18 protein-coding genes and 5 pseudogenes are annotated in these 25,941 nt (G+C 70.6%); 7 read left to right on the forward strand and 16 right to left on the reverse strand.

The features are described from left to right. Nucleotides 1-429 precede the first annotated feature (429 nt). Complete coding sequence (locus BJF83_RS12220; protein WP_075926407.1) at nt 430-2,793, reverse strand: UvrD-helicase domain-containing protein; 2,364 nt, start codon at nt 2,791-2,793, stop codon at nt 430-432. A gap of 188 nt (nt 2,794-2,981) precedes the next feature. On the opposite strand from BJF83_RS12220, the gene BJF83_RS12225 reads away from it, so the two are divergent. After that, nucleotides 2,982-3,911 carry a nucleoside hydrolase gene (locus BJF83_RS12225; protein ID WP_075926380.1) on the forward strand — a complete coding sequence of 310 codons (930 nt, stop codon included), beginning with the start codon at nt 2,982-2,984 and terminating at the stop codon, nt 3,909-3,911. A 75-nt stretch (nt 3,912-3,986) separates the two neighbouring features. Here the strand turns inward: BJF83_RS12225 and BJF83_RS12230 are convergent, their stop codons facing one another. After that, complete coding sequence (locus BJF83_RS12230) at nt 3,987-4,658, reverse strand: response regulator transcription factor (RefSeq protein WP_075926381.1); 672 nt, start codon at nt 4,656-4,658, stop codon at nt 3,987-3,989. Nucleotides 4,659-4,748: 90 nt separating this feature from the next. After that, nucleotides 4,749-5,954: an ATP-binding protein gene (locus BJF83_RS12235; RefSeq protein WP_075926382.1), complete on the reverse strand. Its 1,206-nt coding sequence runs from the start codon at nt 5,952-5,954 to the stop codon at nt 4,749-4,751. A 218-nt stretch (nt 5,955-6,172) separates the two neighbouring features. Here BJF83_RS12235 and BJF83_RS29005 point away from each other — a divergent pair. Next, nucleotides 6,173-6,328, forward strand: a pseudogene (locus BJF83_RS29005) (PspC domain-containing protein); the annotation flags it as partial. A gap of 1,190 nt (nt 6,329-7,518) precedes the next feature. Then, nucleotides 7,519-7,725 carry a hypothetical protein gene (locus BJF83_RS12245; protein ID WP_075926383.1) on the forward strand — a complete coding sequence of 69 codons (207 nt, stop codon included), beginning with the start codon at nt 7,519-7,521 and terminating at the stop codon, nt 7,723-7,725. A 23-nt stretch (nt 7,726-7,748) separates the two neighbouring features. Here BJF83_RS12245 and rsmA read toward each other — a convergent pair. Further along, nucleotides 7,749-8,635: pseudogene (gene rsmA, locus BJF83_RS12250) on the reverse strand (16S rRNA (adenine(1518)-N(6)/adenine(1519)-N(6))-dimethyltransferase RsmA). A gap of 27 nt (nt 8,636-8,662) precedes the next feature. Continuing rightward, on the reverse strand, nt 8,663-9,823 hold the full coding sequence (locus tag BJF83_RS12255; protein ID WP_075926408.1) for a resuscitation-promoting factor: 1,161 nt from the start codon (nt 9,821-9,823) through the stop codon (nt 8,663-8,665). A gap of 299 nt (nt 9,824-10,122) precedes the next feature. On the opposite strand from BJF83_RS12255, the gene BJF83_RS12260 reads away from it, so the two are divergent. The 3 genes and pseudogenes from BJF83_RS12260 (at nt 10,123) to BJF83_RS12270 (ending at nt 14,450) form a co-directional block, all read left to right on the forward strand. Continuing rightward, on the forward strand, nt 10,123-11,232 hold the full coding sequence (locus BJF83_RS12260; protein ID WP_075926384.1) for a CaiB/BaiF CoA-transferase family protein: 1,110 nt from the start codon (nt 10,123-10,125) through the stop codon (nt 11,230-11,232). Nucleotides 11,233-11,360: 128 nt separating this feature from the next. Then, nucleotides 11,361-13,620, forward strand: a pseudogene (locus BJF83_RS12265) (hypothetical protein). A gap of 476 nt (nt 13,621-14,096) precedes the next feature. Beyond that, nucleotides 14,097-14,450, forward strand: coding sequence for an STAS domain-containing protein (locus tag BJF83_RS12270; RefSeq protein ID WP_075926409.1), 354 nt, complete (start codon nt 14,097-14,099; stop codon nt 14,448-14,450). Nucleotides 14,451-14,509: 59 nt separating this feature from the next. On the opposite strand, the gene BJF83_RS12275 is transcribed toward BJF83_RS12270, so the two are convergent. Beyond that, complete coding sequence (locus BJF83_RS12275; protein WP_075926385.1) at nt 14,510-15,223, reverse strand: M50 family metallopeptidase; 714 nt, start codon at nt 15,221-15,223, stop codon at nt 14,510-14,512. Nucleotides 15,224-15,443: 220 nt separating this feature from the next. Between BJF83_RS12275 and BJF83_RS12280 the strand changes: the two genes are divergently transcribed. Further along, the gene (locus BJF83_RS12280) at nt 15,444-15,671 is read left to right on the forward strand and encodes a hypothetical protein (protein ID WP_143831860.1); all 228 of its coding nucleotides are present in this window, start codon (nt 15,444-15,446) and stop codon (nt 15,669-15,671) included. Nucleotides 15,672-15,728: 57 nt separating this feature from the next. Here the strand turns inward: BJF83_RS12280 and BJF83_RS12285 are convergent, their stop codons facing one another. From BJF83_RS12285 to ectB, 10 genes and pseudogenes are all read right to left on the reverse strand, one after another. After that, nucleotides 15,729-16,166 carry an SRPBCC family protein gene (locus tag BJF83_RS12285; protein WP_075926387.1) on the reverse strand — a complete coding sequence of 146 codons (438 nt, stop codon included), beginning with the start codon at nt 16,164-16,166 and terminating at the stop codon, nt 15,729-15,731. Nucleotides 16,167-16,212: 46 nt separating this feature from the next. Further along, complete coding sequence (locus BJF83_RS12290) at nt 16,213-17,223, reverse strand: NUDIX hydrolase (RefSeq protein WP_075926388.1); 1,011 nt, start codon at nt 17,221-17,223, stop codon at nt 16,213-16,215. Continuing rightward, a pseudogene (locus tag BJF83_RS12295) lies at nt 17,223-19,259 on the reverse strand (RNA degradosome polyphosphate kinase). Before BJF83_RS12295 ends, BJF83_RS12290 begins: the two are co-directional and overlap by 1 nt. 266 nt (nt 19,260-19,525) lie before the next feature. Then, complete coding sequence (locus BJF83_RS12300) at nt 19,526-20,461, reverse strand: CPBP family intramembrane glutamic endopeptidase (protein WP_262391491.1); 936 nt, start codon at nt 20,459-20,461, stop codon at nt 19,526-19,528. A 147-nt stretch (nt 20,462-20,608) separates the two neighbouring features. Further along, on the reverse strand, nt 20,609-21,433 hold the full coding sequence (gene ehuA, locus BJF83_RS12305; protein ID WP_075926389.1) for an ectoine/hydroxyectoine ABC transporter ATP-binding protein EhuA: 825 nt from the start codon (nt 21,431-21,433) through the stop codon (nt 20,609-20,611). Further along, nucleotides 21,420-22,061 (reverse strand): ectoine/hydroxyectoine ABC transporter permease subunit EhuD, encoded by a 642-nt coding sequence (gene ehuD / locus BJF83_RS12310; RefSeq protein WP_075926390.1) that lies wholly within the window; start codon nt 22,059-22,061, stop codon nt 21,420-21,422. Before ehuD ends, ehuA begins: the two co-directional genes overlap by 14 nt. Beyond that, nucleotides 22,058-22,809: pseudogene (ehuC, locus tag BJF83_RS12315) on the reverse strand (ectoine/hydroxyectoine ABC transporter permease subunit EhuC). The gene ehuD and the pseudogene ehuC overlap by 4 nt, the downstream one beginning before the upstream one ends. Before the next feature lie 7 nt (nt 22,810-22,816). Next, entirely contained in the window at nt 22,817-23,650 is an 834-nt protein-coding gene (gene ehuB, locus BJF83_RS12320) for an ectoine/hydroxyectoine ABC transporter substrate-binding protein EhuB (protein ID WP_075926391.1), read from the reverse strand. Between the two features lie 467 nt (nt 23,651-24,117). Next, nucleotides 24,118-24,528 carry an ectoine synthase gene (locus BJF83_RS12325; protein WP_075926392.1) on the reverse strand — a complete coding sequence of 137 codons (411 nt, stop codon included), beginning with the start codon at nt 24,526-24,528 and terminating at the stop codon, nt 24,118-24,120. Between the two features lie 124 nt (nt 24,529-24,652). Next, on the reverse strand, nt 24,653-25,918 hold the full coding sequence (gene ectB, locus BJF83_RS12330; protein WP_075926393.1) for a diaminobutyrate--2-oxoglutarate transaminase: 1,266 nt from the start codon (nt 25,916-25,918) through the stop codon (nt 24,653-24,655). Between the last annotated feature and the right edge of the window lie 23 nt (nt 25,919-25,941).

Genomic DNA, 25,941 nt, shown 5'->3' on the forward strand with positions numbered 1-25,941 from the left:
CTGGTGGATCGTGTGTCCGGTCGCTCTTCCGTGGAAGGCGTCTGCGTTTCCGCTTTGTTGTGTCTTTACTTTATCAGGTGTTCCGTGCCCCGCCAAATCAGCGGTTCCGGATCAACCGAACGGGATAAAGCACCCGCTTTCCCTGCTGTGCCCTCCACGAATCTCTCCGCTTCGATGCGACTCCCCGATCGTACATGCGCCGAAAACTGCTCGGACCACATCCGGACGGATCGGACAGACACGGATCCAGTGGACACGTGGAACCATCCAAAATCCAGGGGAACGACCGGCACGCCCGCGGATAACCCGCGTCCGTCTCGCTCGGTCGTCCCCAACTGTACCCCCACGGGCGAGTGTTCGTGACACGTTTCCATGAAAGTGACGGTGTCGTGTCCTACACCTGACCCTGGCGGGGCACCGGTCAACCGGTCACAACTTCTCTATTGGGGCGTACTTGACCAGCAAGTCCTTCTCCCCGATGTCCGCGCCGAAGTCGATCCGCGCCTTGGTCCTGTCGCCCGTGCCCTCGACCAGCTCCACCCGGCCCATGCCGAACGAGTCGTGGTTGACCAGGTCCCCCACGCTCAGGGCCGGGGCCTCCTTCTTCGGAGCCGAGCCCGCACCACGCGGCCTGGATCCGCCGCCGAAACCCCAGGAGGTCCCGCCGATGGTGCGGCTCGGCGGCGCGGCCAGCGTCGAGTCGGCCCGGCGCCACTCCACCAGCGACGACGGAATCTCGTCGAGGAACCGCGACGCCGGGTTGTAGGACGGCGTCCCCCAGGCGCTGCGCACCGCGGCGCGGCTCACGTACAGCAACTGCCGCGCCCGGGTCAGCCCCACGTAGGCGAGCCGCCGCTCCTCCTCCAGCTCCTTCTTGTCCCCGAGCGTGCGCGTGTGCGGGAAGACCCCGTCCTCCATACCGGTCAGGAACACCACCGGAAACTCCAACCCCTTGGCCGAGTGCAGGGTCATCAACGTGACCACGCCGCCCTCGTCGTCCGCGTCGGGGAGCTGGTCGGTGTCGGCGACGAGCGAGATCCGTTCCAGGAAGTCGACCAGGGTCGGTTCGCCCGGGTCCAGCGCGCCCGCCGCACCGCCGGCGGACTCCCCGCCCTCCTCCAGGGGCGCGTCGACGCCCGGAGGCTCCTCCTCCAGCAGGGCCGCGAAGGTGTGCTCGAACTCGCGGGCCACGTCGACGAACTCCTCCAGGTTCTCCACCCGGCTCTCGTCCTGGATGTCCTTGGACTCGGTGAGTTCGGACAGGTAACCCGTCTTGCTGAGCACCGCCTCGACGATCTCGGCGGGGGTGCCGGTCGGCACGGTCTCGGCCAGCTCGTCGAGCAGCGCCGTGAACGACCCCACCGCGCGCGCCGACCGGGTGGCGATGCCGGGGATCTCGTCGACCCGGCGCAGCGCCCGCGCGAACGAGATCCGCTCCCGTGCGGCGAACAGCTCGACCGCCTCCTCCGCGCGCGCTCCGATGCCGCGCTTGGGCACGTTGAGGATGCGCCGGAGGCTGACGGTGTCCTCCGGGTTGGCCAGGACCCGCAGGTAGGCGAGAATGTCCCGGATCTCCTTGCGCTCGTAGAAGCGCACGCCGCCGACGATCTTGTACGGCAACCCCATCCGGATGAACACGTCCTCGAACACACGGGACTGCGCGTTGGTCCGGTAGAAGACCGCCACCTGCCCCGGCGTGACCGTGCCGTCGTCGGTGAGCTCGTCGATCTCGCCCACCACGAACGCGGCCTCGTCGTGTTCGTTGTCGGCCACGTAGCCGGTGATCGCGGCGCCCTCGCCGTTCTCGGACCACAGGTTCTTGGCGGGACGGCCCTCGTTCCGGTCGATCACGGCGTTGGCCGCGGACAGGATGGTCTGTGTGGACCGGTAGTTCTGCTCCAGGAGAATGGTGCGCGCGTTCGGGAAGTCGCGCTCGAACTCCAGGATGTTGCGGATGGTCGCGCCGCGGAACGCGTAGATCGACTGGTCGGCGTCGCCGACCACGCACAGTTCGGCGGGCGGGATCGCGCCCGCAGAGTCGGAACCCTCGTCGCCGGTCTCCCGCTCCACGCCCACCAGTTCGCGGACGAACGCGTACTGCGCGTGGTTGGTGTCCTGGTACTCGTCGACCAGCACGTGCCGGAAGCGGCGCCGGTAGTACTCCGCCACGTCCGGATACATCTGGAACAGGTTGACCGTGATCATGATCAGGTCGTCGAAGTCCATGGCGCCCGCCTCGTGCAGGCGGCGCTGGTAGAGCTGGTAGGCCTCGGCGAGCTTCTTCTCCTGCTCGGTCTGCGCCTGCTCGGCGAACGTGTCGTAGTCGACCAGTTCGTTCTTGAGGTTGGACACCTGGGCGGAGAACGACTTGGGCGGGAACCGCTTGGGGTCCAGGTCCAGTTCCTTGCAGACCAGCTGCATCAGGCGCGCGGAGTCGGCGGAGTCGTAGATCGTGAAGCTGCTCGGGTAGCCGAGCCGGTGCCCCTCACGGCGCAGGATCCGCACGCACGCCGAGTGGAAGGTCATCGTCCACATCGTGTTGGCGGCCCGCGTGCCGAGCAGTGCCTCGATGCGCTCCCTCATCTCGGCCGCCGCCTTGTTGGTGAAGGTGATCGCGAGGATCTCGCCGGGCCGCACCCCGCGGTCGGCCATCAGGTACGCGATGCGGTGCGTGAGGACACGGGTCTTGCCCGAACCGGCGCCCGCCACGATGAGGAGGGGCGCGCCGCTGTGGGTGACCGCCTCGCGCTGGGGGCCGTTCAGACCTTCGAGGAGTTGCTCTTGGGAGGACACGTTCACCAGGTTACGGCTCCCGTACGACGTCGGTGCCGCTGCGTCACCGTCCCGAGCCCCCTCCGCCGTGCCCGATTCGGGCTGGTCAGCAGCACCAGGGGGTGCAAACGAGCTTTTCGGGCGATTTAGGCTGGTGAGGAATGGGTCCCTTCCGGGGCCAGAGACGTTTCGGGGGGAGATCCTTGACCATGCGAGTGTTCGTCGACTGCGACCCTGGCATCGATGACGCCGTCGCGCTCGCCTACCTCGCCGCGCGGCCCGAGGTGGAGATCGTCGGCGTCGGCGCGGTGTTCGGCAACAACAGTGTGGACGTCACGGCGGACAACGCGCTGCGTCTGCTCGCCCTGTACGGCCGTCCCGGCGTGCCCGTGGCGGTCGGCGCCGCTCGACCGCTGGTCCAGGCCCCGCGCCTGGCGGAGCACGTGCACGGCGACAACGGCCTCGGGGACGTCGAGCTGCCCGCGCCGTCCGAGAAGCCGGTCGCCGAGTCGGCCGCCGAGCTGCTGGTGCGGCTGGTGCGCGAGTCGCCCGGCGAGATCGACGTTCTGGCCGTGGGCCCGCTGACCAACCTGGCGATCGCTCTGGGCCTGGAGCCGGAGCTCCCCGGGCTCGTGCGCCGCCTGGTCGTCATGGGCGGTGCCGTGCGCGTTCCGGGCAACGTCGCCTCGCACACCGAGGCGAACATCAACAATGACCCGGAGGCCGCCGAGGCCGTGTTCGGCGCGGGGTTCGACCTCGACCTGATCGCGCTGGACATCACGATGAAGACCGTGGCCACGCCCGAATGGCTCGCGGAGCTCAAGGAGGTCCCGGGTGAGCGAGCCGAGCGCACTTCGGCCTTCCTCGACTTCTACGCGGAGTTCTACACAGGCATTTTCGGTGTGCGCCAGTGCGCGATGCACGACCCGCTGGCCGCCGCCGTGCTGGTCGACCCGCACCTGGTGACGGAGTCCTTCGAAGCGCCGCTGCGGGTGGAGCTCTCCGGGCGCCTGACCCGTGGGATGACCGTGGCCGACCTGCGTCAGCGCCCCGCCCGCGACGACCGCCGTCCGGCGCGTGTGATCACCGAGGTCGCGGAGGCCGCATTCCTGGGCCTGATGCTCGACGCCCTCCGCTGAACCGGGGCGCCCCGGCGGGTCCACGGCCGTCACCCCTCGGGGTGGCGGCCGTTGGCGTGCGGGCGCGAGGGCGGTTCAGACGAGCCGACGGGCCGTCGCCCACCTGCTCAGCTCGTGGCGGTTGGACAGCTGGAGCTTGCGCAGCACCGACGACACGTGCGTCTCGACCGTCTTGACCGAGATGAACAGTTCCTTGGCCACTTCCTTGTAGGCGTAGCCGCGCGCGATGTGCCGCAGGACCTCGCGCTCGCGCTGGGTGAGCCGGTCCAGTTCGGGGTCGACGGGAGGTGCGTCGGTCGCGGAGAACGCGTCGAGGACGAAACCCGCCAGCCTCGGGGAGAACACCGCGTCGCCGTCGGCCACCCGGACGATGGCCTGGGCCAGGTCGCGTCCCGAGATGGTCTTGGTGACGTACCCGCGCGCGCCGCCCCGGACGACGCCGATGACGTCCTCGGCCGCGTCGGAGACGGACAGGGCGAGGAAACGGATCTGCGGGTGCTGGGCCAGGACGCGGCGCAGGACCTCGACCCCTCCGCCGCCGGGCAGGTGCACGTCGAGCAGGACCAGGTCGGGGAGGTGCTCGCCGATCACCCGCACCGCGGAGTCGACGTCCCCGGCCTCGCCGACGACCTCGACGGCGTCGCCGAGCTCGCCGCGCACACCGCTGCGGAACAGCCGGTGGTCGTCCACGATCACGACGCGCGCAGTCGCGTCACCGTCACTGAACCTCGTGCTCTCGTCTCCCACACCCTGGACCTTACCCAGGGTCCTTCGCCTCCCGGTACCCGAGTTCCCGGGACGTCCGCATCCGGCCGTGTCCACAACGGGTTCCGGAGCCTAGTACTGGGGGATTCTGGGCATGCGCAACTGGACCTCGGTGCCCTCGCCTGGTGCGGTCCGGATGCGTGCGGAGCCGCCGTGCCGCTCCATGCGCCCGATGATGGAGCCGCGCACGCCCATACGGTCCTCGGGGACGCCGTCGAGGTCGAACCCGTCGCCGCGGTCGCGGACGAAGACCAGGACCTCCTCCTCGTCGACCTCCCCGAAGACCGACAGGCTGTCGCAACCGGAGTACTTGGAGGCGTTGACCATGGCCTCCCGCGCGGCGCGGAGCATGGCGGCCAGGGCGTCGTCGATGGGGCGGTCGCCCACGCACACCACCTCGATGGGGACGCCGTGCTCCTCCTCCACCTCTGCGGCGACGCGTTCGAGTGCAGGCGAGACGGTCGTCTCGGCGTCGGCGGGGCGCTGGTAGAGCCAGCTGCGCAGCGCCCGTTCCTGGACGCGGGCCAGCCGCTGCACCTCGCGCGGATCCTCGGCCCGGCGCTGGATGAGGGTCAGGGTGTGCAGGACGGAGTCGTGGATGTGCGCGGCCAGCTCCGCGCGTTCGGCGTTGCGGATGCGTTCGCGGCGCTCCTGGTCGCGCTCGCGGACCAGCCCGATGATCCAGGGGGCGACCACCAGGGAGATACCCGCCAGGAGCGTGAAGGCGAAGGTGAGCCCGGCCCGGGCGTCCTGGATCTGCTGTTGGAAGCCGAGGAAGCCGAAGACGCCGACGACGATGAGCAGAACGCCCGCGCCCGTGCGCATGAGCCCCTTGCGGCCGGTGCGACGAACGGTCGTGGACATCCACTCGTCGCGCTGGGCCGGGTTGGCCTGCTGCCACAGGATGGTCGCGCCGAGGGCGCCGAAGACCACGAACCACAGGAGCGGGTCGAAGACGCCGCCGAAGAGCAGGAAGAGCGTGCTCAACCCCGCACCGAGACCGACGTAGGCCAGGAGTTGGGACACGTCGCGGCCCTTGCGGAGGACGCCCTCCCTGCCGTCCTCGGCGGTGTCCGCCTTCTCGTCCTTGGGCACGAAGAAGAACAGGGCGACGTAGACCGCCACGCCGATGCCGCCGACGGCCAGGGCCATGAAGGCGAGTCGGACCACGACGGGGTCGACGCGCAGGTGCCGGGCCAGGCCGGCGGCGACTCCGCCGAGGAGCCGACCGTCCACCGCGCGGGTGAGCCGCGGGGTGTCGGCCGCGGTTCCTGCCACCGCCCGATCACCGCTTCCGTCCGTGGGCGGGGCACGCACGCACGCCGCCCTGTCGTCTCGTGAGACCAGGATGCACGGTCCGCGGGCGCGGACGCCATCGGGTGGCACCCCAGGTCCGGCCCGGGTTCCGGTCAGGGTGGGATCAGGGTCGTCCCGGATTCCGTGATCCGTCGTCCTCACGCGAGGATAGGCGCGTGAGGAGGGCGGGGTGATCGACGATGACTGACGGTCCGGCGACCGGGGAGGCCGCGCCGGGGCAGGACCGGGTGCGGGAGCTCCGCAAGGGCGAGGACCGCGTGCTCGCGGGGGTGTGCACGGGGCTCGCACGGTACACGGACGCCGATCCGGTCGTGTGGCGCACCGCGTTCGCGTTGACCGTGTTCGCCGGTGGGGCCGGCGTCCTCCTCTACGTCTGCGCGTGGATACTCATGCGTGACAACCAGGGCGGACCGGCCACGGTCGAGCAGATGCTGGACCGGGCGATCCCGTCGCCCGCGGTGGTCAAGCTGCTGGCCCTGGGGCTGGCGGCGGCCACGGCGCTGAGCCTGGTCGGCGGGTTCGGCTGGGCGACGCTCGTCCTGGCCACACCGCTCATCCTGGGGCTCCTGGCGGCACGCAACCGGGGTGTGGATCTGCGCAGGAGCTTCCTGGAACTGCGCGACGAACTGCGACGCCGACAGCCGCCCCCGACGACGCCCGCGCCGGAGCCGGTAGCCGCCTACTACAACCCCGCGCAGCCGTGGGCCTCCGCCCCGCAGGGGCCGGTGGACCTGGCCGCGGTCAGCGAGCGGGCGGCGGACTCCGGACCGCGTGGAACGGACGAGAACGGTGACGCGGGGCCCAAGGACGCTGCGGACGTCCCAGGTTCCGGTGACAAGCCCGCGTTCTGCGGGCGCGGGGTCAGACTGGTCGGCCTCGCCGTGTGGACGATCGCCGGCCTGACGGTGGTCACGTCCGTCGCGGTCCAGGGCTGGGAATCGTCGCTGTGGAGCCGGGAGACCGCCGAACTGGTCCTCGGCCCGCGGACCGGGGTGTTCTTCCTCGCGGGTGCACTGGCGGTCGTGGGGCTGTACGCACTGGTCGGCGCGTGGGCCGGTCGGAGCGGGGGGTTGATGGCACTCGGCCTGGTCCTGGCCGTGGCGGCGGCCGCGTCGGTGTCGACCGACCTGACGCGGCTGCGCGTCGGCGAGGCCGTCTGGCGACCGGAGACGGTGGCCGAGGCGGAGGCGGGGGACTACCAGCGGACGTTCGGCTCGGTCACGCTCGACCTCACCCGGTTGGCGGATCTGGAGTCCGGCGACACGCTCGATCTGGCGGTCCGAGCGAACGGGGTGACCACTCTGGTTCTGCCGGAGGAAGCGCGCGTGGAGGTGGAGTCGCACGTGGGGCTCGGCGTGGTCGCCGTGGCTGACGGGGGGGGAAAGGCGCGGGGTGGCACTGGACTACCGCGAGGTCTTCACTCCGGTGGCCGAGGTCGGGAGCGGCGCGAAGGGCGGCGACGGCGCCGAGGCTCCGTCCATCACCGTGAGCACCGACGCACTGGTCGGGGTTGTGGAGGTTCGGCATGGCGAGGCGTAGGACGGACTGGGGGTCGTTCGTCGCGGGCCTGCTGTTCCTGGGGCTGGCGTTGGCGTTCGTCGTCCGTGGCACGGGCGACTGGGAGTTCAACGTGGTGTGGGCGCTTCCGGTGCTGGCGGCGGGGCTCGGCATTGCGGGTGTGGTGCGTGCGCTCACCCGGCCACGGCGCGACGGCGACCGCGTCAACTCCTGAGACGGGGTTCCAGCTCGGGCGGCTCAGTCTTCGGGCCGGTGTTCGGCGATGGCCGCGAACTCCTCGATCCTGAGCGACTCGCCGCGCGCTGCGGGGTCGACCCGGGCCGCGCGCAGGGCGGCCTCGGCCGCGGGCGCGACCCGGCCCACCCGGCGAGGGCGGCCCGGAGTGTCTTGCGGCGCTGCGCGAAGGCGGCGTCGACGACCCGGAAGACGTCCGCACGGGTGGCCTTGGTGGCCGGCGGCGGACGGCGGATCAGCTCGACCAGGCCGGAGTCGACGTTGGGCGCGGGCCAGAAGACGTTGCGTCCGACCGCACCCGCCCGTCTGGCTCCGGCGTACCAGGCGATCTTGGCGGAGGGGATGCCGTAGACGCGGCCCCCGGGGGTGGCGGTGATCCGGTCGGCGACCTCCGCCTGCACCATGACCAGCGCGCGTTCGAGGCTGGGGAGCAGTTCCAGCAGGTGCAGCAGTACCGGTACGGACACGTTGTAGGGCAGGTTGGCCACGAGCGCGGTGGGCGACGGCCCGGGGACCGCCGCGACCCGCATCGCGTCGCCCGGCACGACGCGCAGACGGGGGGCGAGGTCGGGGGCGTGCGCGGCGACGGTGCCCGGGAGCGCCTCGGCCAGAGCGGGGTCGATCTCGATCGCCGTCACCTGGCGCACGTGCGGTAGCAGGGCGAGTGTGAGCGAACCGAGCCCCGGCCCGACCTCGACGACGACGTCGTCCTGGGTGACACCCGCGACCCGGACGATCCGTCGGACGGTGCCGTGGTCGATGACGAAGTTCTGGCCCAGGGACTTCGTGGGGCGGATGCCGAACCGTTCGGCGAGCGCGCGCACGTCAGCGGGCGTGAGCAGCCGGGACTGGTCGGACGGGTCGGGTGCGGGTGTCTGTGTCACCCCCACATCTTGCCATTGCCGGAGCACCGGAACTCAGTCGAAGAGCCGCGCTCCGCAGTGCGGCCACTGGCTCTGCCAGTTCCCGTTGACGTTGGTGTAGAGCTGCTGGGCTCGCTGTGTCTGCTCCGCCGCGCTGGCCTCCGAGGGCAGGCCGCTGCCCCCGACCGCCTGCCAGCTGCTCTGGCTGAACTGGTAGAGGCCGTAGTAGCCCGCGGGGTTGACGGCCGTGGGGTTGCCGCCCGACTCGCACTCGGCGAGCCCCGCCCAGTTGAGTCCGGCCGCCGGGCCGCCGCCGACCGTGCCCGAGTCGGGTCGCTTGGTGCCGACGCGGACGAGCCCTTCGACGGGCTCGGTGACGATCGTCTCGGACAGCTCGTGCTCGACCTCCTTCCCGTCGCGCAGGACGGTGGCGGTGACGACCTTCCTGAGGCCGTCGACGGGCTCGGTCACCACCTCGCGTTCGCCCTCGGGCAGGTCGGGGTCCTCCTCCTCGACGGTCTGGGCCTCGATGAGGACCTCCTCCGTGACCGGTTCGCCGATGACCGGGAGGACGCGCACGACCATGTCGGGTTCGGCGGGCTCGTCCGGCGCGGGCGTGACGACGTCGTGGTCGCCGAGGTTCACCCCGGCGGCGTCGAGCACGTCGGCCACGGTGTCGCCGGTGGTGCGCGTCTCGGTGCGGACGGTGTCGTGCATCACGACCATGCGCGGGGCGCGTTCGGCGCTGACGGTGAGCCCGTCGGCGGTCAGGGGTGTGTCCTGGGCCTGGGAGAGCTCGACGCCCTCGTGGTCCAGGCCGATCTGTCGGAGGGCCTCGCCGAGGGTGGCCGCGTGGACGCTGTGGTCGAGCGCGTGGCCGTCGAGTTCGACGGTGAGGTCGCGCGGTGAGCGCAGGACGACGTGTTCGCCGTCGGCCACGGGCGACTCGGGGTCGGGTGCGACGACGTCGCCCGCGGCGAGGGTGATCCCGGCGGAGTCCAGGACGTCCTGGACGGTCCCGCCGAAGGTGTGGACGCCGCGCTCCTCACCGTTGACGTCCAGGGTCACGCTCCGGTCCAGGGCGAAGGCGGCGCCTCCCGCGGAGACCGCGAGGACCCCGAGCACCGCCGCGGCGACGACGGGGAGGGGAAGGCCCGACCTGCGACGACGCCTGCCCTGGGGCTTGCGGGACCGGTTCCTCGGGGCACGGCTCATGGTGGACTCACCCTTGATCTGAGGGAGGCGTTCGCGCTGGTGGCGACGGTTTCCGACCAGGGCGGAGCGCACGTGCGGAAAGGGGGGCGTCGCGTGGTGTCGGCCCGGCGGTCGCCGACACATTAACACTCGTAGCCGAATTCCGTAGTTGATCTGGCCCGAAACCTGTCCGCTTGGCACGGGTGCGGTAAGCGGCTTCCCTTTCTTCCCCCCACGGCCCCGCGGACCCGTGTGGCGCCGCGACCACCGAACCGGCACAATGAACCGAACGCCGTTCTAGTGAGTTCAGGAGGCCGCCCATGGGACCCCTCAAGGGAGTACGCGTCGTCGAGTTCACCGGGATCGGTCCCGCCCCGATGGCCGCGATGCTCCTCGCCGACCTGGGGGCGAGCGTCATCCGGCTGGACCGGCCCGCGGCCGCCGAGGCCATGGCCTCCGGAGCGGGCGGACCGCACCTGAGCGAGGGACGCACCGTCCTGGGCGCCGATCTCAAGTCCGACGTCGGCCGCGAACGCGCCCTCGAACTCGTCGCCCGCGCCGACGTCCTGGTCGAGGGCTTCCGCCCCGGCGTCATGGAACGGCTCGGCCTCGGCCCCGACACGTGCCTGGAGCTCAACCCGCGCCTCGTCTACGCCCGCGTGACGGGGTGGGGACAGGACGGCCCGCTGGCGCACGCGGCCGGGCACGACATGAACTACGTCTCCGTCAACGGCACGCTGCACGCGATCGGCCGCGCGGGCGGCCCGCCCGTCCCGCCGATCAACCTGCTCGGCGACTTCGCGGGCGGCACGATGTTCGCGGTCACGGGCGTCCTCGGCGCGCTGGTCGAACGCCAGGGCTCGGGCCGGGGCCAGGTGGTGGACGCCGCGATGGTGGACGGGAGCTCACTGCTCATGTCGATGGTGCACGAGGACCGCGCACGCGGCTCGTGGACGGACGAACGCGGCGCCAACTACCTCGACACGGGCGCTCCCTGGTACGACGTGTACGAGTGCGCCGACGGCGGGTACCTGTCGGTCGCCTGCATCGAACCCCAGTTCTACACGGCCTTCCTGGAGGGCGTCGGCCTGACGGACGAGAACCTTCCCCACCAGTGGGACCGCCGAGGGTGGCCGCGGTTGCGCGAATGTTTCGCCGGGATCCTGCGCACCCGCACCCGCGACCAGTGGGCCGCGGTCTTCGACGGCTCCGACGCGTGCGTGACGCCCGTCCTGTCCCTGGCCGAGGCCCCCGACCACCCGCACGTGCGAGCGCGGGGAACCCTCACACGCGAGGGCGAGCGCGTGGTCGCCGGGCCCGCTCCCCGCTTCGACCGCACCCCCGGCCGCGTCACCCGGGGCCGGGAGTTGCCGGACGCGGCCAAGACCCTTGAGGAGTGGGGTCTGAAGGGCTGGGCGCGCGGCGGCTGACCCCCTCCTCCCCGGCGGCGTGCGCGGCCCTCCCGCGCTCCCTCGGGCCCAACACTCCCCTCCGGGTCCCCCACCGCGACGGCGCCGGTCACTAGGGTGATCGACCGAGCGCGCGACGGGGGGCAGCCATGGCATCGATCCGCAGGACCGCGGCCCGGGTCCCGCTCGTCCTCCTGGTGCTGGTCGCGGTCCTCGCCGGGCCCGCGTCGGCCGCCTGGGGCGAGGTCGGAGCCGCCGTCCCCGCCACCCGGGACGAAGGTCCCCTGGTACTCGTCGGGGTTCCGGGCCTGCTGTGGCGGGACGTGACCCCCGATGCCACTCCGACCCTGTGGGAACTGGCCGGACGCACCTCGATCGGCAACGTGTCCATCCGCACGGCCACCTCCCGCACATGTCCCACCGACGGCTGGCTGTCGGTGTCGGCGGGGCAGCGCGCCCTGTCCGAACGCGAGCGCTTCACCGTGTGCGAGCCCGCGCCCAAGCCCGAGCGCGTGGGGTCGGGAGCGCGGATCCCCCGTTTCGACACCTATGTCCGGCGGAACGCGAGGTCCGTGTTCGCCGCGCCCGTGGGGATGCTCGGCCAGGCCGTGCGCGACGCGGGCGGGACCACGCTCGCGGTCGGCCCCGGTGCCGTGCTCGGCGCCGCGGACCGGTCCGGGGCCGTCGACCACTACCTGTTCGAGCCGGGAGGGCTCACGCGCGAACGGCTCCAGGAGGTGTCGCTGGCGGTGGTCGAACTACCGGGGCTCACCCGCCTGTACCCCGAACCGCCCGTCCCGAGCCCGTGGGCCGGCACGGACGAGGGCGACGACGGGGTGGAGGAGCGGACCGAGCCCGACGACGTCCCGGAGTGGGAGCGCGCGGGCGCCCTGGCGGCGATCGACGACCGTGTGCGTGCGCTCACCGCCCTCCTCCCCGAGGGGGCCTCCCTCATGGTCGTCGGCGTGTCCATGGACTCCGGACCCTCCGAGCTCACCGCGGCCATGTGGGGCCGTGTCACCGGCGGGGGCGTGTCCGGACCGGCGGACTTCCTCGCCTCGGAGTCGACCCGCCGCCCGGGGCTGGTGGCGCTCACCGACACGACGCCGACCGCCCTCGCCGAACTCGGGGTGGACCCGCCCGCGCCGACCAGCGGCCGGCGGTGGCACACGACCGGCCGTCCGCCGGCGACCGAGGCCGCGATCGACGAGCTGGTGTCCTTCAACACCGCGGCCACCGTCGTGGGGGCGTCGCTTCCCGGGTTCTACAGCGGCCTGGTCACGTTCCAGCTTCTCATCTACGCGGCGGCCGCCTACGCCCTGCACCGGTACTCGGACGGGCGGCCGACCAGGCGCGCCTGGTGCTCACCGTGGCCCGCGTCGTGGCGCTGGCCGGCGCCGCCTTTCCGGTGGCCAGCTACCTCGCCAACCTGGTCCCCTGGTGGGCCTCGCCCCTGCCGTTCCTCGCCCTGCTGGTCTGCGTGCTGGCCGCCGACGCCTGGTGGTCGCGGCCGCCGTGGCCGGACCGTGGCGGCGATCGATCCTCGGTCCGATGACGGTGGTGGCGGGCACGACCACGGCCGTGCTCTTCCTCGACCTGTGCTTCGGCGCCCGTCTCCAGATGAACTCGCCGACGGGGTACTCGCCGATCGTCGCGGGCCGGTTCTACGGGATCGGGAACATCGCCTTCGCCACGTTCGCGACCGGAATGCTCATGGCCGTGGCCGGGATCTCGCACGAACTCATCGACCGGGGGCGGCGACGCGCCGCGGTGACGGCCACGCTCGCGATCGGCGTCGCCACGGTGCTGATCGTCGGCTGGCCGGGCCTGGGCACCGACTTCGGCGGGGTCATCGCCCTGGTGCCGGGACTGGCGGTGACGGCGATGATGATCGCGGGGGTGCGGATCACCCCCGTGCGGCTGGCCGCTGTGGGGACGGCGGCCGTGGCGGCGATCAGTGCTCTGGCCTGGGTGGACCTGCAGCGTCCGCCCGCGGAGCGCAGCCACGTCGGAGCGTTCGCCGCCCAGGTGCTGAGCGGGGAGGCGGGCACGGTGCTGCGCCGCAAGCTGTCGGCGATGCTCGGCACGTTCGGCAACTGGCAGCTGACCCTGCTCGCGGCGTGCGCCCTGGTGTTCCTGTTCGCGGTGCTCAACCGCCCCACGAACTGGCGGATCGGCTCGCTCCAACGGGCCTACGAGTACGCGCCGACACTCCGCGCGGGGTTGACCGGTTCGCTCGTGACCGCGCTGATCGGGTTCGCCGCCAACGACTCGGGGGTGGCGATACCGGCGATCGCGCTGACGGTGGCCGTCCCGCTGACGCTGTCGGCGTGTGTGTGGGCGCTCCAACGGGGCGACCGGACACCACCGCGGGTACGGGAACCAGCCGGAGCCGCCCCGCGGACGTGACGAACGCCGCACGGAGCGCGCGGCCCCCAACCATCCGGGCACGACCTTGCGTCGCTCACATCACGAAACGGCTACGGGCCTGTGGTAAAGTCCGAGGCTGGGCGGCCCGGAGACGATCCGGACCCACGGCGGATCCGCCGACCAACCCGCTCCATCGCTCGCGATCGAGGAGCCCGCGGCGGCGCGTGCCACGACACGGCGTCCGCCCTCATCCCAGCGGCGGGACCCGGTGTCAGTGGAACTTGAGGCCCGCCCTCGCGCGTTTGAGACACTGACGCGCTTTCTTGAGCAGGTCCGGCGAGAAAGGCGTTCTCATCCCCGGCCCCAGCACGGGGTACCAGGCAAGGAACTTGATGAACCAGCAGCTTCGCTACCGCCGTATGGCCACGGACACACTGGGTGGCACGCGCGTCCCGGGGGGCGCGCGACCGAGCCCGCCCACCCGTCTGGCACGTCCCGAGTTCGCCGGAGTGGCAATGCCCGACCTGACCATCTCCTCCACGCTCAACGACGCGGGGCGCGTCCTCGCGCTGGACGGGGAGATCGACATGGCCACCGAGGAGCGGTTCCAGGGCGCGGTGATCGGGGCTCTGACCACCCAACCGTCCGGCCGCGTCGTCCTCGACTGCACGGACCTGAGGTTCATCGACTCCAGCGGGCTGCGCGTGCTCATCCGCGCGCACAAGACGGCGCTGGAGCAGCGGGTGCTGCTGGCCATCGCCTGCCCGACCGACCGTGTGCTCCAGACCCTGCGGGTGACCGCCCTGGACACCCGCATCCCCGTCTTCGACACGGTCTCCGGGGCGCTGTCGGCGCCGCGCGCCTCGTAAGGGCCCGTGCCGCGGACGCACACCCCGCCGCGCGACGGGCGGCGTCCACAGCACACGCCCTAGCCGCGCAGCAGGAGCAGCCACGCGCCCAACGCGGTCACGGCGATGTTGACCAGGGCGAAGACCACCACCCACAGGGTTCCGGGCACTCCCGTGAGCCGGGCCAGCTGGTCGGCGTCGGAGTGCGGTGAGGGCTGACGCGTCCGCTGGATCTGGAGTTCGAGAACCGGCCGCACTCCGGCGAAGAGCAGGAACCAGGTGAACAGGTAGGCGAAGGCCGCCTGGACCGCCGTCGGGGTGAACCAGCTCACGCCGAAGACCACGGCGCCGGTGCCCACGATCGACACCACGCCGTAGACGTTGCGGATCATGAGCAGCATCGCGGCGAGCACGAGGATGCTCAGCCACAACAGCGCCGTGATGCGGTCGGACATGAGCATGAGGATGCCCAGGAGTCCGACGAGCGACGGCGAGACGTAGCCCGCGAAAACCGTCAGGATCATCCCGATGCCGGTCGGTTTGCCGCGCGACACGGTGACTCCGGAAGTGTCGGAGTGCAGCCGGATCCCGGTGAGCTGGCGTCCGCTGAGCAGCGCCACCAGCGCGTGTCCGCCCTCGTGCGCGATGGTGACGACGTTGCGCGCCACGCGCCAGGGCGGACCGAGCAGGACCGCGGCCAGGGCCAGGACCGCGGCGGCGATGATGATCCACTGCTCGGGCGCCGACTGGACGGTCAGCACCTCGCTCCAGACGTCACCGAAGGTTGTTCCCACCGAAGCTCCCGACTCGTCGACCGACGCACCGCCCCAGGGGAGGGGCGGGCCCTGGCCGCACTTTAGGGCATGTGGGCGTTTCGCGGTCGCCGAGCGGAGTCGGGGCGGGGCCCGGAGTCAATCACCCCGAACGGGGGCGATGAACTGGCCAAACCGGGATCACCGACCTAGAGTCCTAACTGGAAGTAGTCGCATAGGCACTCAAAGTTAGGATCAGTTCATGAAACGTACCGCTGCGCTCGTGTTCGTGACCATGGCGGCCGGTGCCGCCCTCGGCATGGCCGCCACGCCCGCCGCCGCTCACGACCACTTCGACGGCTACCACGGCTTCGACGCCGACGTCCACCGCGATGGGGAGTTCTTCAAGAGCTTCGACCACAAGGGGGGGTACTACGACGACCATGGTCACTCCGGTGACCACGGCGACCACCACTGGTGGGACGACTAGCGACTCGCCGCGGACGCGCCCCCGTCATGTGGCGGGGGCGCGTCCGTGTCCGCGGCGTCAGCCCCGCTCGACCGCGTCCCTGAGCCGCACCAGGGTCCGCTCGATGCCCACGGCGTTCCTCGCGGGCACGCCGAGCAGGACGTAGAGCACCGGCAGGCCCCGGGTGTAGTCGAAGGTCTCGGTCACCCTGGTCATCCCCGAGGACAGCTCCTCCAGCTCGTAGCGCCAGCGGTGCGGCCCGAGGTGGCGCCAGGCGATCAGGCGGTCCTGCTCGAACTCCACGACCCGGTTGGTCATCCGGTACGGCAGCCCGAACATGCGCATGGTCATGCCGAAGCGGGACCCGGGCGAGAGCCGGGCCGGGCCGGACAGGACGCCCCGCACGGTGTCCGACCCGTCCAGCTCCGCGTGCCGTGCGGGAGAGGCGACGAGGTCGAAGACGTGCGCGGCGGAAGCCTTGACGGTGATGCTCCGCGAGATCTGGTGAGTGGCCATGAGCCGATGGTCTCACCGCCGGACGGCCGCGCGGACCCGCCCCGGCTCATCCCCGGATCGCGTGCCGCTCCACCCCCGCGAGCACCCCGCCCGCGGCGACGTGCACCACCCAGAACGAGCCCTTGCGCAACCCCAACTGCTGGGACACCGGCGCGCCGAGCCGGTCGAGCGCCTCCCGCATCAGGTGCGGCACGAGCTCCCCGTGGGTGCACACCACGGTCGGGCGCCCCTCGGACAGGACGCCCTCGAACGCCTCCCGCGCGGCCTCCACGTCGAACTCCGGGGACTCTCCCCGCCCGGCCCCTCGCACGGTGAAGGCGCGCTCGGTCCGCACCGGAACGTCGGACTCGACACTGTAGGGCAGCAGCGACTCGGTGCACCGGGCCGCCGCCGACGACACCGCGCGCGGTCGCCCGTAGGAGGCCAGCACACGGGGCAGGGCCAGCGCGTCGGCCCGGCCCGCCTCGTCCAGGGGGCGCAGCAGGTCGTTGTCGCGCCAGGCGCGCTTCTCCCCCGCTGACAGATGCCGCAGCACGATGACCGGGAAGGTCTCGGCGGGCCCGGCGCGGAAGTTGTCGAGGACGTGGACGTCGTGTTCGTAGGTGAGGCGCGCCAGGGCGTCCTTCATGGGCACCCACTCGACGACGTCGACCTCCTCGTTGGGCACGTAGTCGATCGCGCCGCCGGGCTCGGCGGGCGTGGCCGCCCACCACTCGACCTGCTTGGGCCAGCCGTCCTTGAGGTATCTCTGGGGCGGGAGCCGCCGGCCCAGGACCGGGATGAGCCCCGTCTCCTCGCGGACCTCGCGCACAGCGCCCGTGATGAGGTGCTCGCCGTTCTTGAGCTTGCCCTTGGGGAGCGTCCAGTCGTCGCGATCGGGCCGCCGGATGAGGACGATCTCGGGCTCCGCCCCGCCGCCGTCGCGCCACAGGACCGCGCCGCCCGCTCGGATGGGTTCGAGGTAGCCGCCGACGGCCGTGTCGCGCGGCGGGAAGGCGCTGGTGAAGCGCGGCTGCCCCAGCACGCCCTCGGTCTGGGTCTGGTCCCGCGACTCCATCAGGCCTCCACCACCCTGAGGTGGCGCTCGCCGCGCAGGGTCTCCTGCAGGTCCAGCAACGGTTGGCCCTCCTCGTCGTGGGTGGCGCGGTCCCACGTTCCGTCGGGCCGCAGCCGCCAGGACGAAGTGCCGTCGGACATGGCCAGCTCCATGAGGCCGACCAGGCGCCGGCACTGTTCGGGGTCGGAGACGCGCACGAGCGCCTCCACCCGGCGGTCGAGGTTGCGGGGCATGAGGTCGGCGCTGCCGATCCACACCTGGGGACGCCAGCCGTTGGCGAAGACGAAGACGCGGGAGTGTTCGAGGAAGCGGCCGAGGATGCTGCGGACGCGGATGTTCTCGGACAGGCCGGGCACGCCCGCGCGCAGGACGCAGCTGCCGCGCACCCACAGGTCGACGCTGACGCCCTCCTGGGAGGCGCGGTAGAGCGCGTCGATGATCTCTCGGTCGACCAGGGAGTTGACCTTGATCCGGATGTGCGCGGGCTCGCCCCGACGGCGGTGCTCGACCTCGACCTCGATCTGGCGCAGGAGGCCCTCGCGCAGCGCGGCCGGGGCCACGAGCAGGCGCCTGTAGTGCTTCTTGCGGGAGAAACCGGTGAGGCTGTTGAACAGGTCGCTGACGTCCTCGCCGACCTCGGCGGAGGCGCTGAACAGGCCCAGGTCCTCATAGATCCGCGCGGTCGCGGGGTTGTAGTTCCCGGTGCCGACGTGGCAGTACCGGCGCAGCAGGCCGTCGTCGTCCTGGCGGATGACCATGGACAGTTTGCAGTGGGTCTTGAGGCCGACGACGCCGTAGACGACGTGGCAGCCCGCGTCCTCCAGCTTGCGGGCCCACAGGATGTTGTTCTGCTCGTCGAAGCGCGCCTTGACCTCGACGAGGACCACGACCTCCTTGCCGGCGCGGGCGGCCTCGATGAGCGCCTCGACGATGGGCGAGTCGCCGCTGGTGCGGTACAGGGTCTGCTTGATCGCCACGACCTTGGGGTCACTGGCGGCCAGGGCGAGGTACCGCTCGGTGGTGGCGGCGAAGTCCTCGTAGGGGTGGTGGACGAGGATCTCGCGCTCGCGGATGGCGGCGAACAGGTCGCCCGAGTTCAGGGCGCGCGGTTCGACGGGGACCATGGGCGCGAAGCACAGCTCCGGCCGGTCGACGTCGGCGATCTGGGAGAGTCCGGCCAGGTTGAGCGGACCGGGGACACGGTAGATCTCCTCCTCCTCGGCGCGAGCTGGTGGGTGAGTATGCCGAGGACCTCGTCGCTGATGGACTGCTCGACCTCCAGGCGCACGAGCGGGCCGAAACGGCGGCGCAGGAGTTCCTGTTCGAGGGACTGGACGAGGTTGTCGGTCTCGTCCTCGTCGACCTCCAGGTCGGCGTTGCGGGTGACGCGGAAGGCGTGGTGCTCGACGACCTCCATGCCCTCGAACAGCTGCGGCAGGTGGGCGGCGATGACGTCCTCGACCGGGACGAAGCGGCCGCCCGATCCGGCGGTGAGCTCGATGAAGCGCGGAAGGGAGCCGGGGACCTTGACCCGGGCGAACATGCGGCGCTCGTCGCGGGGGGTCGCGGACGGTGACCGCGAGGTTGAGCGACCGTCCGGAGATGTAGGGGAAGGGGTGGGCGGAGTCGACGGCGAAGGGGGTGACCAGCGGGTAGATGGAGCGCCGGAAGAAACCGTGCAGGTATTCGTGCTCGGCGGGGTCGAGGTCGTTCCATCGCACGATGCGGATGCCGACCTCGCGCAGCGCGGGTGCGACGCTGTGCTCGTAGCAGGCCGAGTGGCGGAGCATGAGGTCGCGGCTGAACTCGGAGACGCGTTCGAGCAGGGCGCGGGGGTGGTGTCCGCTGGAGGAGCGCACGGACAGGCCGGTGGCGATACGGCGCTTCAGCCCGGCGACCCGGACCATGAAGAACTCGTCCAGGTTGCTGGAGAAGATCGCGAGAAACCGCGCGCGTTCCAGGAGGGGGATCGCCTCGTCCTCGGCCAGTTCGAGGACGCGTTGGTTGAACCGGAGCCAGCCCTCCTCCCGATCCATGAACCTGTCCGCTGGCAGGTCGGCCATGCTGGTGTCCACTGGTGCTGACGCTGATTCCGTGCTCACAGGTGGCAGACTCCCCCCTGTTCATGACCGGACGGTGACCTCCCAGTGAGGGGAGTATGACCGCGGTGCATCCGCTATGGAGCTTCTGTACCCATCCGGGCACCTCCAGCCTATCTCCGCACGCGAAGTTTCCCCCCGTCTTCACACTGTGGGGCACGGGCACACGATGGTGACCGGAGTGCGTCGCGGGACCCGGGGTCTCAGTGGATGAAGGGGCCGAGCCCCGGCGGCATGACGAGCACGAAGAGCGAGAGCCGCAGGAGCACGATGACCCAGATGTTGCGGAAACACGTCCACAGGTACCCGAAGAGGAGGCCCCCCGCGGCGTAGGACAGCAGGGACAGCCAGAGGTCATGCACGAAGTCGTAGCCGCGGATCCGGGCGACGGCGTCGTAGGGCTGGACGATCGCGTAGGTCAACGCGAAGACGGTCGCGGCCACGACGATGCCGGCCCAGCGGCCCAGGAGGAACTCCAGTCGGGTCTGGAGCATCCCGCGGTAGAAGATCTCCTCGCACACGCACACCAGCACGAAGGCGAGCAGGAAGCCGACCACGGCGAGCGAGACCGGCGGCAGTCCGTAGACCGGGGCGAGCCGGTTGCCGACCAGGCCGACCGCGACGCCCACCGGCACGAGGCCGAGCCACCGCCACGGCTCGCGCACGCCCAGGGCCAGCGAGGGCATGGCGGTGCCCGTGCCGTCCACGGTGACCCCGGAACGGTCCATCACGAGCATCGGCAGGGTGAACAGGAAGAGCAGCCGGCAGACCAGGGACACCGACATCCGCAGGTCCATGTCGGTCTCCGCCGTGTACAGGGCGGAGACCCAGGAGAGGACCATCATGGACAGGACGAACCCGCACAGGAATATCAGCAGGTAGCCCAGTTCCCGCCGGAGCGGGTGCCCCTCCAGGGCCGCGGCGACCCGGGCGTCGAGCGCGTCCCGCTGGCCGAACCAGCGAACCAGAGCCCAGGCGGTCAGGCCCGCGACGAGCATCGGCCCCCAGAGGGACGTGTAGAAGGGGAGGTCCTCGGTCAGGGACTCGGCGAGCAAGTCGGGGCGCGCGACCATCACCGTGACGATCAGGGCGGCCAACGCACCCCATGCGACGAGCCCCCAACTTCGCACCTTGGTCACAAGAGTCCCCCCTGGATCAGAGCACCCATTCTGCCCAAGGAGAAACTAAAAGTGATCTAATGACTACGGTATGTCGTCAGTGGGCGTGTCTGGGAAGCGTCGGCCCGGGGCACTCGCCCCGGGCCGCTCGCCTCCGCACCGCGGGGCTCAGAAACCGTTGTCCAGCACTGAGCGAAGGAAGGACCTGGTCCGTTCCTCACGCGGATCCTCGAAGATCTGCTCCGGAGTCCCCTCCTCGGCGATCCTGCCCTTGTCGAACATCAGGACCCGGTGCGACACGTCCCGCGCGAAGCCCATCTCATGCGTCACGCACAGCATGGTGATGTCCGTCGACTCGGCCACCTGGCGCAGGACGTCGAGGACGCCCGCGACCAGCTCCGGGTCCAGCGCGGAGGTGACCTCGTCCAGCAACAGGATGTCCGGCCGCATCGCCAGCGCGCGGGCGATCGCGACGCGCTGCTGCTGGCCTCCGGACAGCTGCGTCGGATGGGCGTCGATCTTGTCGCCCAGGCCGACCAGCTCCAGCAGCTCCACCGCCCGCTCGTCGGCCTCGTCCTTGGACAGGCCGAGGACGTGGACGGGCGCCTCGATGACGTTCTTGCGGACCGTCATGTTGGGGAACAGGTTGAACTGCTGGAACACCATGCCGATGCTCCGGCGTCTGCGCCGCAGGTAGCTCTCGTTGGCGGGGACCAGGTGGTTGCCCCGCCGCATGTGGCTGAACGGCTCCCCGGCCACGTGAATGTGACCCTCGGTGACCTTCTCCAGAGTCATGAGCAGGCGCAGGATCGTGGTCTTGCCAGAACCGCTGGGACCGATGAGCGTGACCCGCTCGCCGGGTTCGACCGCGAAGTCGAGGCGGTCGAGCACGGTGAGCTCACCGAACCGCTTGACCACCTGGTCGAAGACGATCTGGGGCTGCCCCTCGACCCCCTGGGGTGCTTCGGTGGACGGGGTGTCAGACGGCGGCATAGCGTCGCTCCAGTCGTCGGATGAGGATGGCGGAGGGGATGCTCACCGCGAGGAAGAGGAAACCGACGAGGGTGTAGGCCTCCACGAGCCGGAAGCTCACACTGCCGATCCGCTGGGCCTGCGTGAGCAGCTCGGCCACACCGATGGCGAAGAGCAGCGGGGTGTCCTTGAACATCGCGATGAGGTAGTTGCCCAGGGCGGGGATGACCTTGCGGATGGCCTGGGGAAGGACGATCGCGCCCCACGTACGGCTGGCCGGGAGGCTCAGGGCGCGGGCCGCCTCCCACTGGCCCTTGGCCACGCCCTCGATTCCGGAGCGGTACACCTCGGCGGTGTAGGCGGAGTAGTGCACGCCCAGGACCACGACGCCGACGGTCATCGCCGTGACCGTGGAGGGGGCCAGGAGGAAGACGAAGACCAGCTGGGCCACGAGGGGGGTCGTCCGGATGAACTCCATGACCCCGTGCACGAGCGCGCCGAGCACGCGCACGCGTCGGACCACCGCGATCAGCAGGCCGAGGGTGAGCGCGATGAGGTAGCCCATCACCGTGGCCTGGACCGTGACCCACAGGCCGGACAGCAGGTCGGGCATGGCCTCGGCGGTGAACTCCATGTCCCAGAACGTCATCGGCTCTCACCGCCTCCGGAGACTCCGGAGCCCGCGGTGGCTCCGGCGACGGCCGGGTGCCGTAGGAGGGATCCCAGACCGGTACCGCCCGGCGGTGTCCGGCCCAGCTTGCGGTTGGCGCGGCGTTCGAGGAGACGCATGCCGAAGATGAGCACCTGCGCGATGAGGAAGTAGAAGACGAGGGCGCCGGAGAAGGCCAGGATCGTCTCACCGGTGGCCTGACGCATCTGCTGCGCGACGGCCGTCAGGTCGACGACGCCGATGAGGTAGGCGACGGCGGTCGCCTTCATCAACTCGATGACGAGATTGCCGAAGGTGGGCAGCATCTGCGCCCAGGCCTGGGGCAGGACGACCAGCCGCACGCGTTGGAACCAGGACAGGTTGAGCGCGACCGTGGCCTCCACCTGCGCCTTGGGCACGGCGTTGACGGCCGCGCGCACGACCTCGGCGCCGTAGGCACCGACGTTGAGCCCCACGGCGAGGATCGCGGCGAACCGGTCCTCCAGCTGGAAACCGGTGAGCTGCGGCAGGGCGTAGGCCATCCAGAACATCAGCACCAGGCGGCGATGCCCCGGAAGACCTCGACGTAGACCGTGGCCACGGCCCTGGGCAACCAGTGGTTGACGGTGCCCAGGATGCCGAAGGCCATGGCCAGGACGAAGGCCAGGGCACTGCCGCCGATGGTGAGCTGGATGGTGACCCACGCGCCGTCGAGATAGAGCGGAAGCCGCTCGATCAGGAACTGCACGGCAGGATCAACCCTCGCAGAGTTCGGCGGTCGTGGTGTCGTCGGGCAGGTCGGCCTCGGTGAAGCCCCACTCCTGGCCCAGTTCCAGGAGGCGTCCGCTCTCCTTGAACTCGGCGATCACGCGGTTGATCTCCTCCAGCAGCTCGGTGTCCTCCTGGCGCAGGGCCAGACCGCCCCAGCCGCGCTCCTCCGTCCCGTCGATCTCGGGGAAGAACGCCTCGGTGACCTCGAAGGGCCCGCCGCGCTCGCGCAGCAGGTAGGTGTGGGACACGCTCAGCATGGACATCGCGTCGACACGACCGGACTCCAGCAGTTCGTAGCCGGTGGTCTGGTCCGGGATCAGGTTCAGCTGGTCCTCGGGGATCCCGAAGTACTCCGCGTAGGTCTGCTCCACGGACCCGTTGAGGACCGCCAGGCGCAGATCGGGGTTCTCCGCGAACGTGGTGAAGTGCGTGATGTCGTTCGGGTTGCCCTCCTCGACGAGGAAGGCCTCGGGCGAGGTCGCGGTGGGTTCGCTGAAGGCGACCTGCTCGCAGCGCTCAGGGGTGATGAACATACCCGCGGCGATGACGTCGAACCGATTGGAGCGTAGACCCGGGATGAGGCCGTCCCAGGCGACCGGGGAGGCCTGGATCTCGGGGACGCCCAGCTCCTCGAACACCGCGGCGGCCACGGCCGGGGACTGGCCGGCGGGCTCACCGGAGTCGTCGATGAAGCCGAAGGGGATCTCGTTGGCCAGACCGACCGCCACGAAGCCCTGTTCGCGAAGGCGCTCCAGGATCGACGGACCGCCTTCTCCACCTCCGTCCTCCACCCTGCTGCACGCGGCGAGACCGGCCACCGCAAGACCCACTCCTCCGAGTCGGAACGCGTCCCGGCGACCCAGGGCTCCTCGGTTGACCGCTGACTCCTGCTTCTTCACGACTGCTCCTCGTGGAACGTCAGGGCGGCGCCGCGTCATCGGGACGGCGGCGCCGCGATTCGGATGGGGACGCCTGGTGGGTTCGGGGTCCGCGGCCGAGTCACTCCGCGGGTCCCAGCCGTCGAACGGGACACGGATCGACGGCACAGACTTGGGTCAGTCCCTCCCCGAGCCCGCCCAGCAGTAACGAGGCAGGTCACGTCCGTTATGCACTGGTTATGAGCACTCATCCACCGGGCGAACGCCCCGCTCAGGCGTGCATGCCGGGTCACCTGTGGTTTGTGACCCTGGGTGTGAAATTCGATCACCGAAGGGCTCCGGTGCCACACACGACTGTGGGCGGAGTCCCAGACCACGGACCCCGCCCACGCGTTCACACCCGGTTGTCAGGAGACCGCGGTGTCCTCCGGCTCCTCGACGATGAGCGGGTACACGCCGTTCTCATCGTGCACCTCGCGCCCGGTCACCGGCGGGTTGAACACGCACAGGACGCGGAAGTCCTCCTTGATGCGCAGCGTGTGCTTCTCATGACCGTCGAGCAGGTAGAGGGTGCCGGGGGTGATGACGTGCTTCTCGCCGGTCTCCTCGTTGGTGAGTTCGGCCTCGCCCTCGATGCAGTGCACCAGCTCGACGTGGTTGGCGTACCACATCGTGGTCTCCGTGCCCGCGTACAACACGGTCTCGTGGAAGGAGAACCCCACGCCCTCCTTGGCGAGGATCATCCTGCGGCTGCGCCAGTTTCCGTGCTTGACGTCGCGGTCGGTGCCGTTGACGTCGTCAACGCTGCGAACGATCACTGATAACTCCCTAACGCGCTCGTGCGCCGTGGCTTTGATCTATTGAACACGGTAGGGGGTCGGTCGGCATCCCGATTCGGGAAGCGACGACCCCGTGTCCGTCGCCCCTCACCAGGGCGGATGGCTACACCGGCTGGGCGACCTTCACGGCCGCCCGCGCGGCGTCGGCCATGATGTCGAGTCCGGCCTTGAGCTCCTCCTCCGTCGTGGTGAGCGGCGGGAGCAGCTTGGCGACCTCGTCCTCGGGACCGGAGGTCTCCACGAGCAGGCCCCGATCGAAGGACTCGGCGGCGACCCGTTTGGCGATCGAGGTGTCCTCGAAGGCCAGACCGCGTGCCAGGCCCCGGCCGCGCACATGCGCGCCGACCTGCGGGAACTCAGCGGCGATCTCCGTGAGTCGGGCGGCGACCATGTCGCCCTTGGCCCTGATCTCACGGGCGAAGGCGTCGTCGCTCCAGAAGCGGCGCAGCGCCTCGGCGCCCGTGACCATCGCCGGGTTGAAGCCGCGGAAGGTGCCGTTGTGCTCGCCCGGCTCCCACACGTCCAGTTCCCGCTTGAACAGCGTGAGGGCCATCGGCAGACCGTAGCCGCTGATGGACTTCGACAGCGTGACGATGTCCGGGGTGATCCCGGCCTCCTCGAAGCTGAAGAAGCCGCCGGTGCGGCCGCAGCCCATCTGGATGTCGTCGACGATCATGAGGATCTCGTACTCGCGGCACAGGGCGGACAGCTCGCGCAGCCACTGGGCGCTGGCCACGTTGATGCCGCCCTCGCCCTGGACCGTCTCGACGATGACCGCGGCGGGCTTGTCCAGGCCGCTGCCGCTGTCGTCCAGCAGGCTGCGCAGCCACAGGAAGTCCGGTGTCTGGCCGTCCATGTAGTTGTCGAACGGCATCGTGGCGACGTGCCCGAGGGGCACGCCCGCGCCGCCGCGCTTCATGGAGTTGCCGGTGACGGCCAAGGCGCCCAGGGTCATGCCGTGGAAGCCGTTGGTGAAGTTGACGATCGTCTCGCGACCGGTGTACTTGCGGGCGAGTTTGAGCGCGGCCTCGACCGCGTTGTTGCCCGCCGGGCCGGGGAACTGGACCTTGTAGTCCAGGCCCCGGGGTTTGAGGACGACGTCCTCGAAGGTCTCCAGGAAGTCCCGTTTGGCGACGCTGTAGGCGTCGAGGCTGTGCACGAGCCGATCGTCGGTGAGGTACTCGATGAGCGATGCCTTCAACTCCGGGTTGTTGTGCCCGTAGTTGAGGGACCCCGCCCCGGCGAAGAAGTCCAGGTAGGGCCGACCGCTCTCGTCGTAGACGTGGCTCCCGATGGCCTTGTCGAAGACGACGGGCCAGTTCCGGCAGTATCCGCGGACTTCGGATTCGAGGCGCTGGAAGGTCTCCATCGTGGGTTCCTTGGTTCCTTTCC

The organism is Nocardiopsis sp. CNR-923, assembly GCF_001942255.1.
Classification (GTDB): Bacteria; Actinomycetota; Actinomycetes; order Streptosporangiales; family Streptosporangiaceae; genus Nocardiopsis.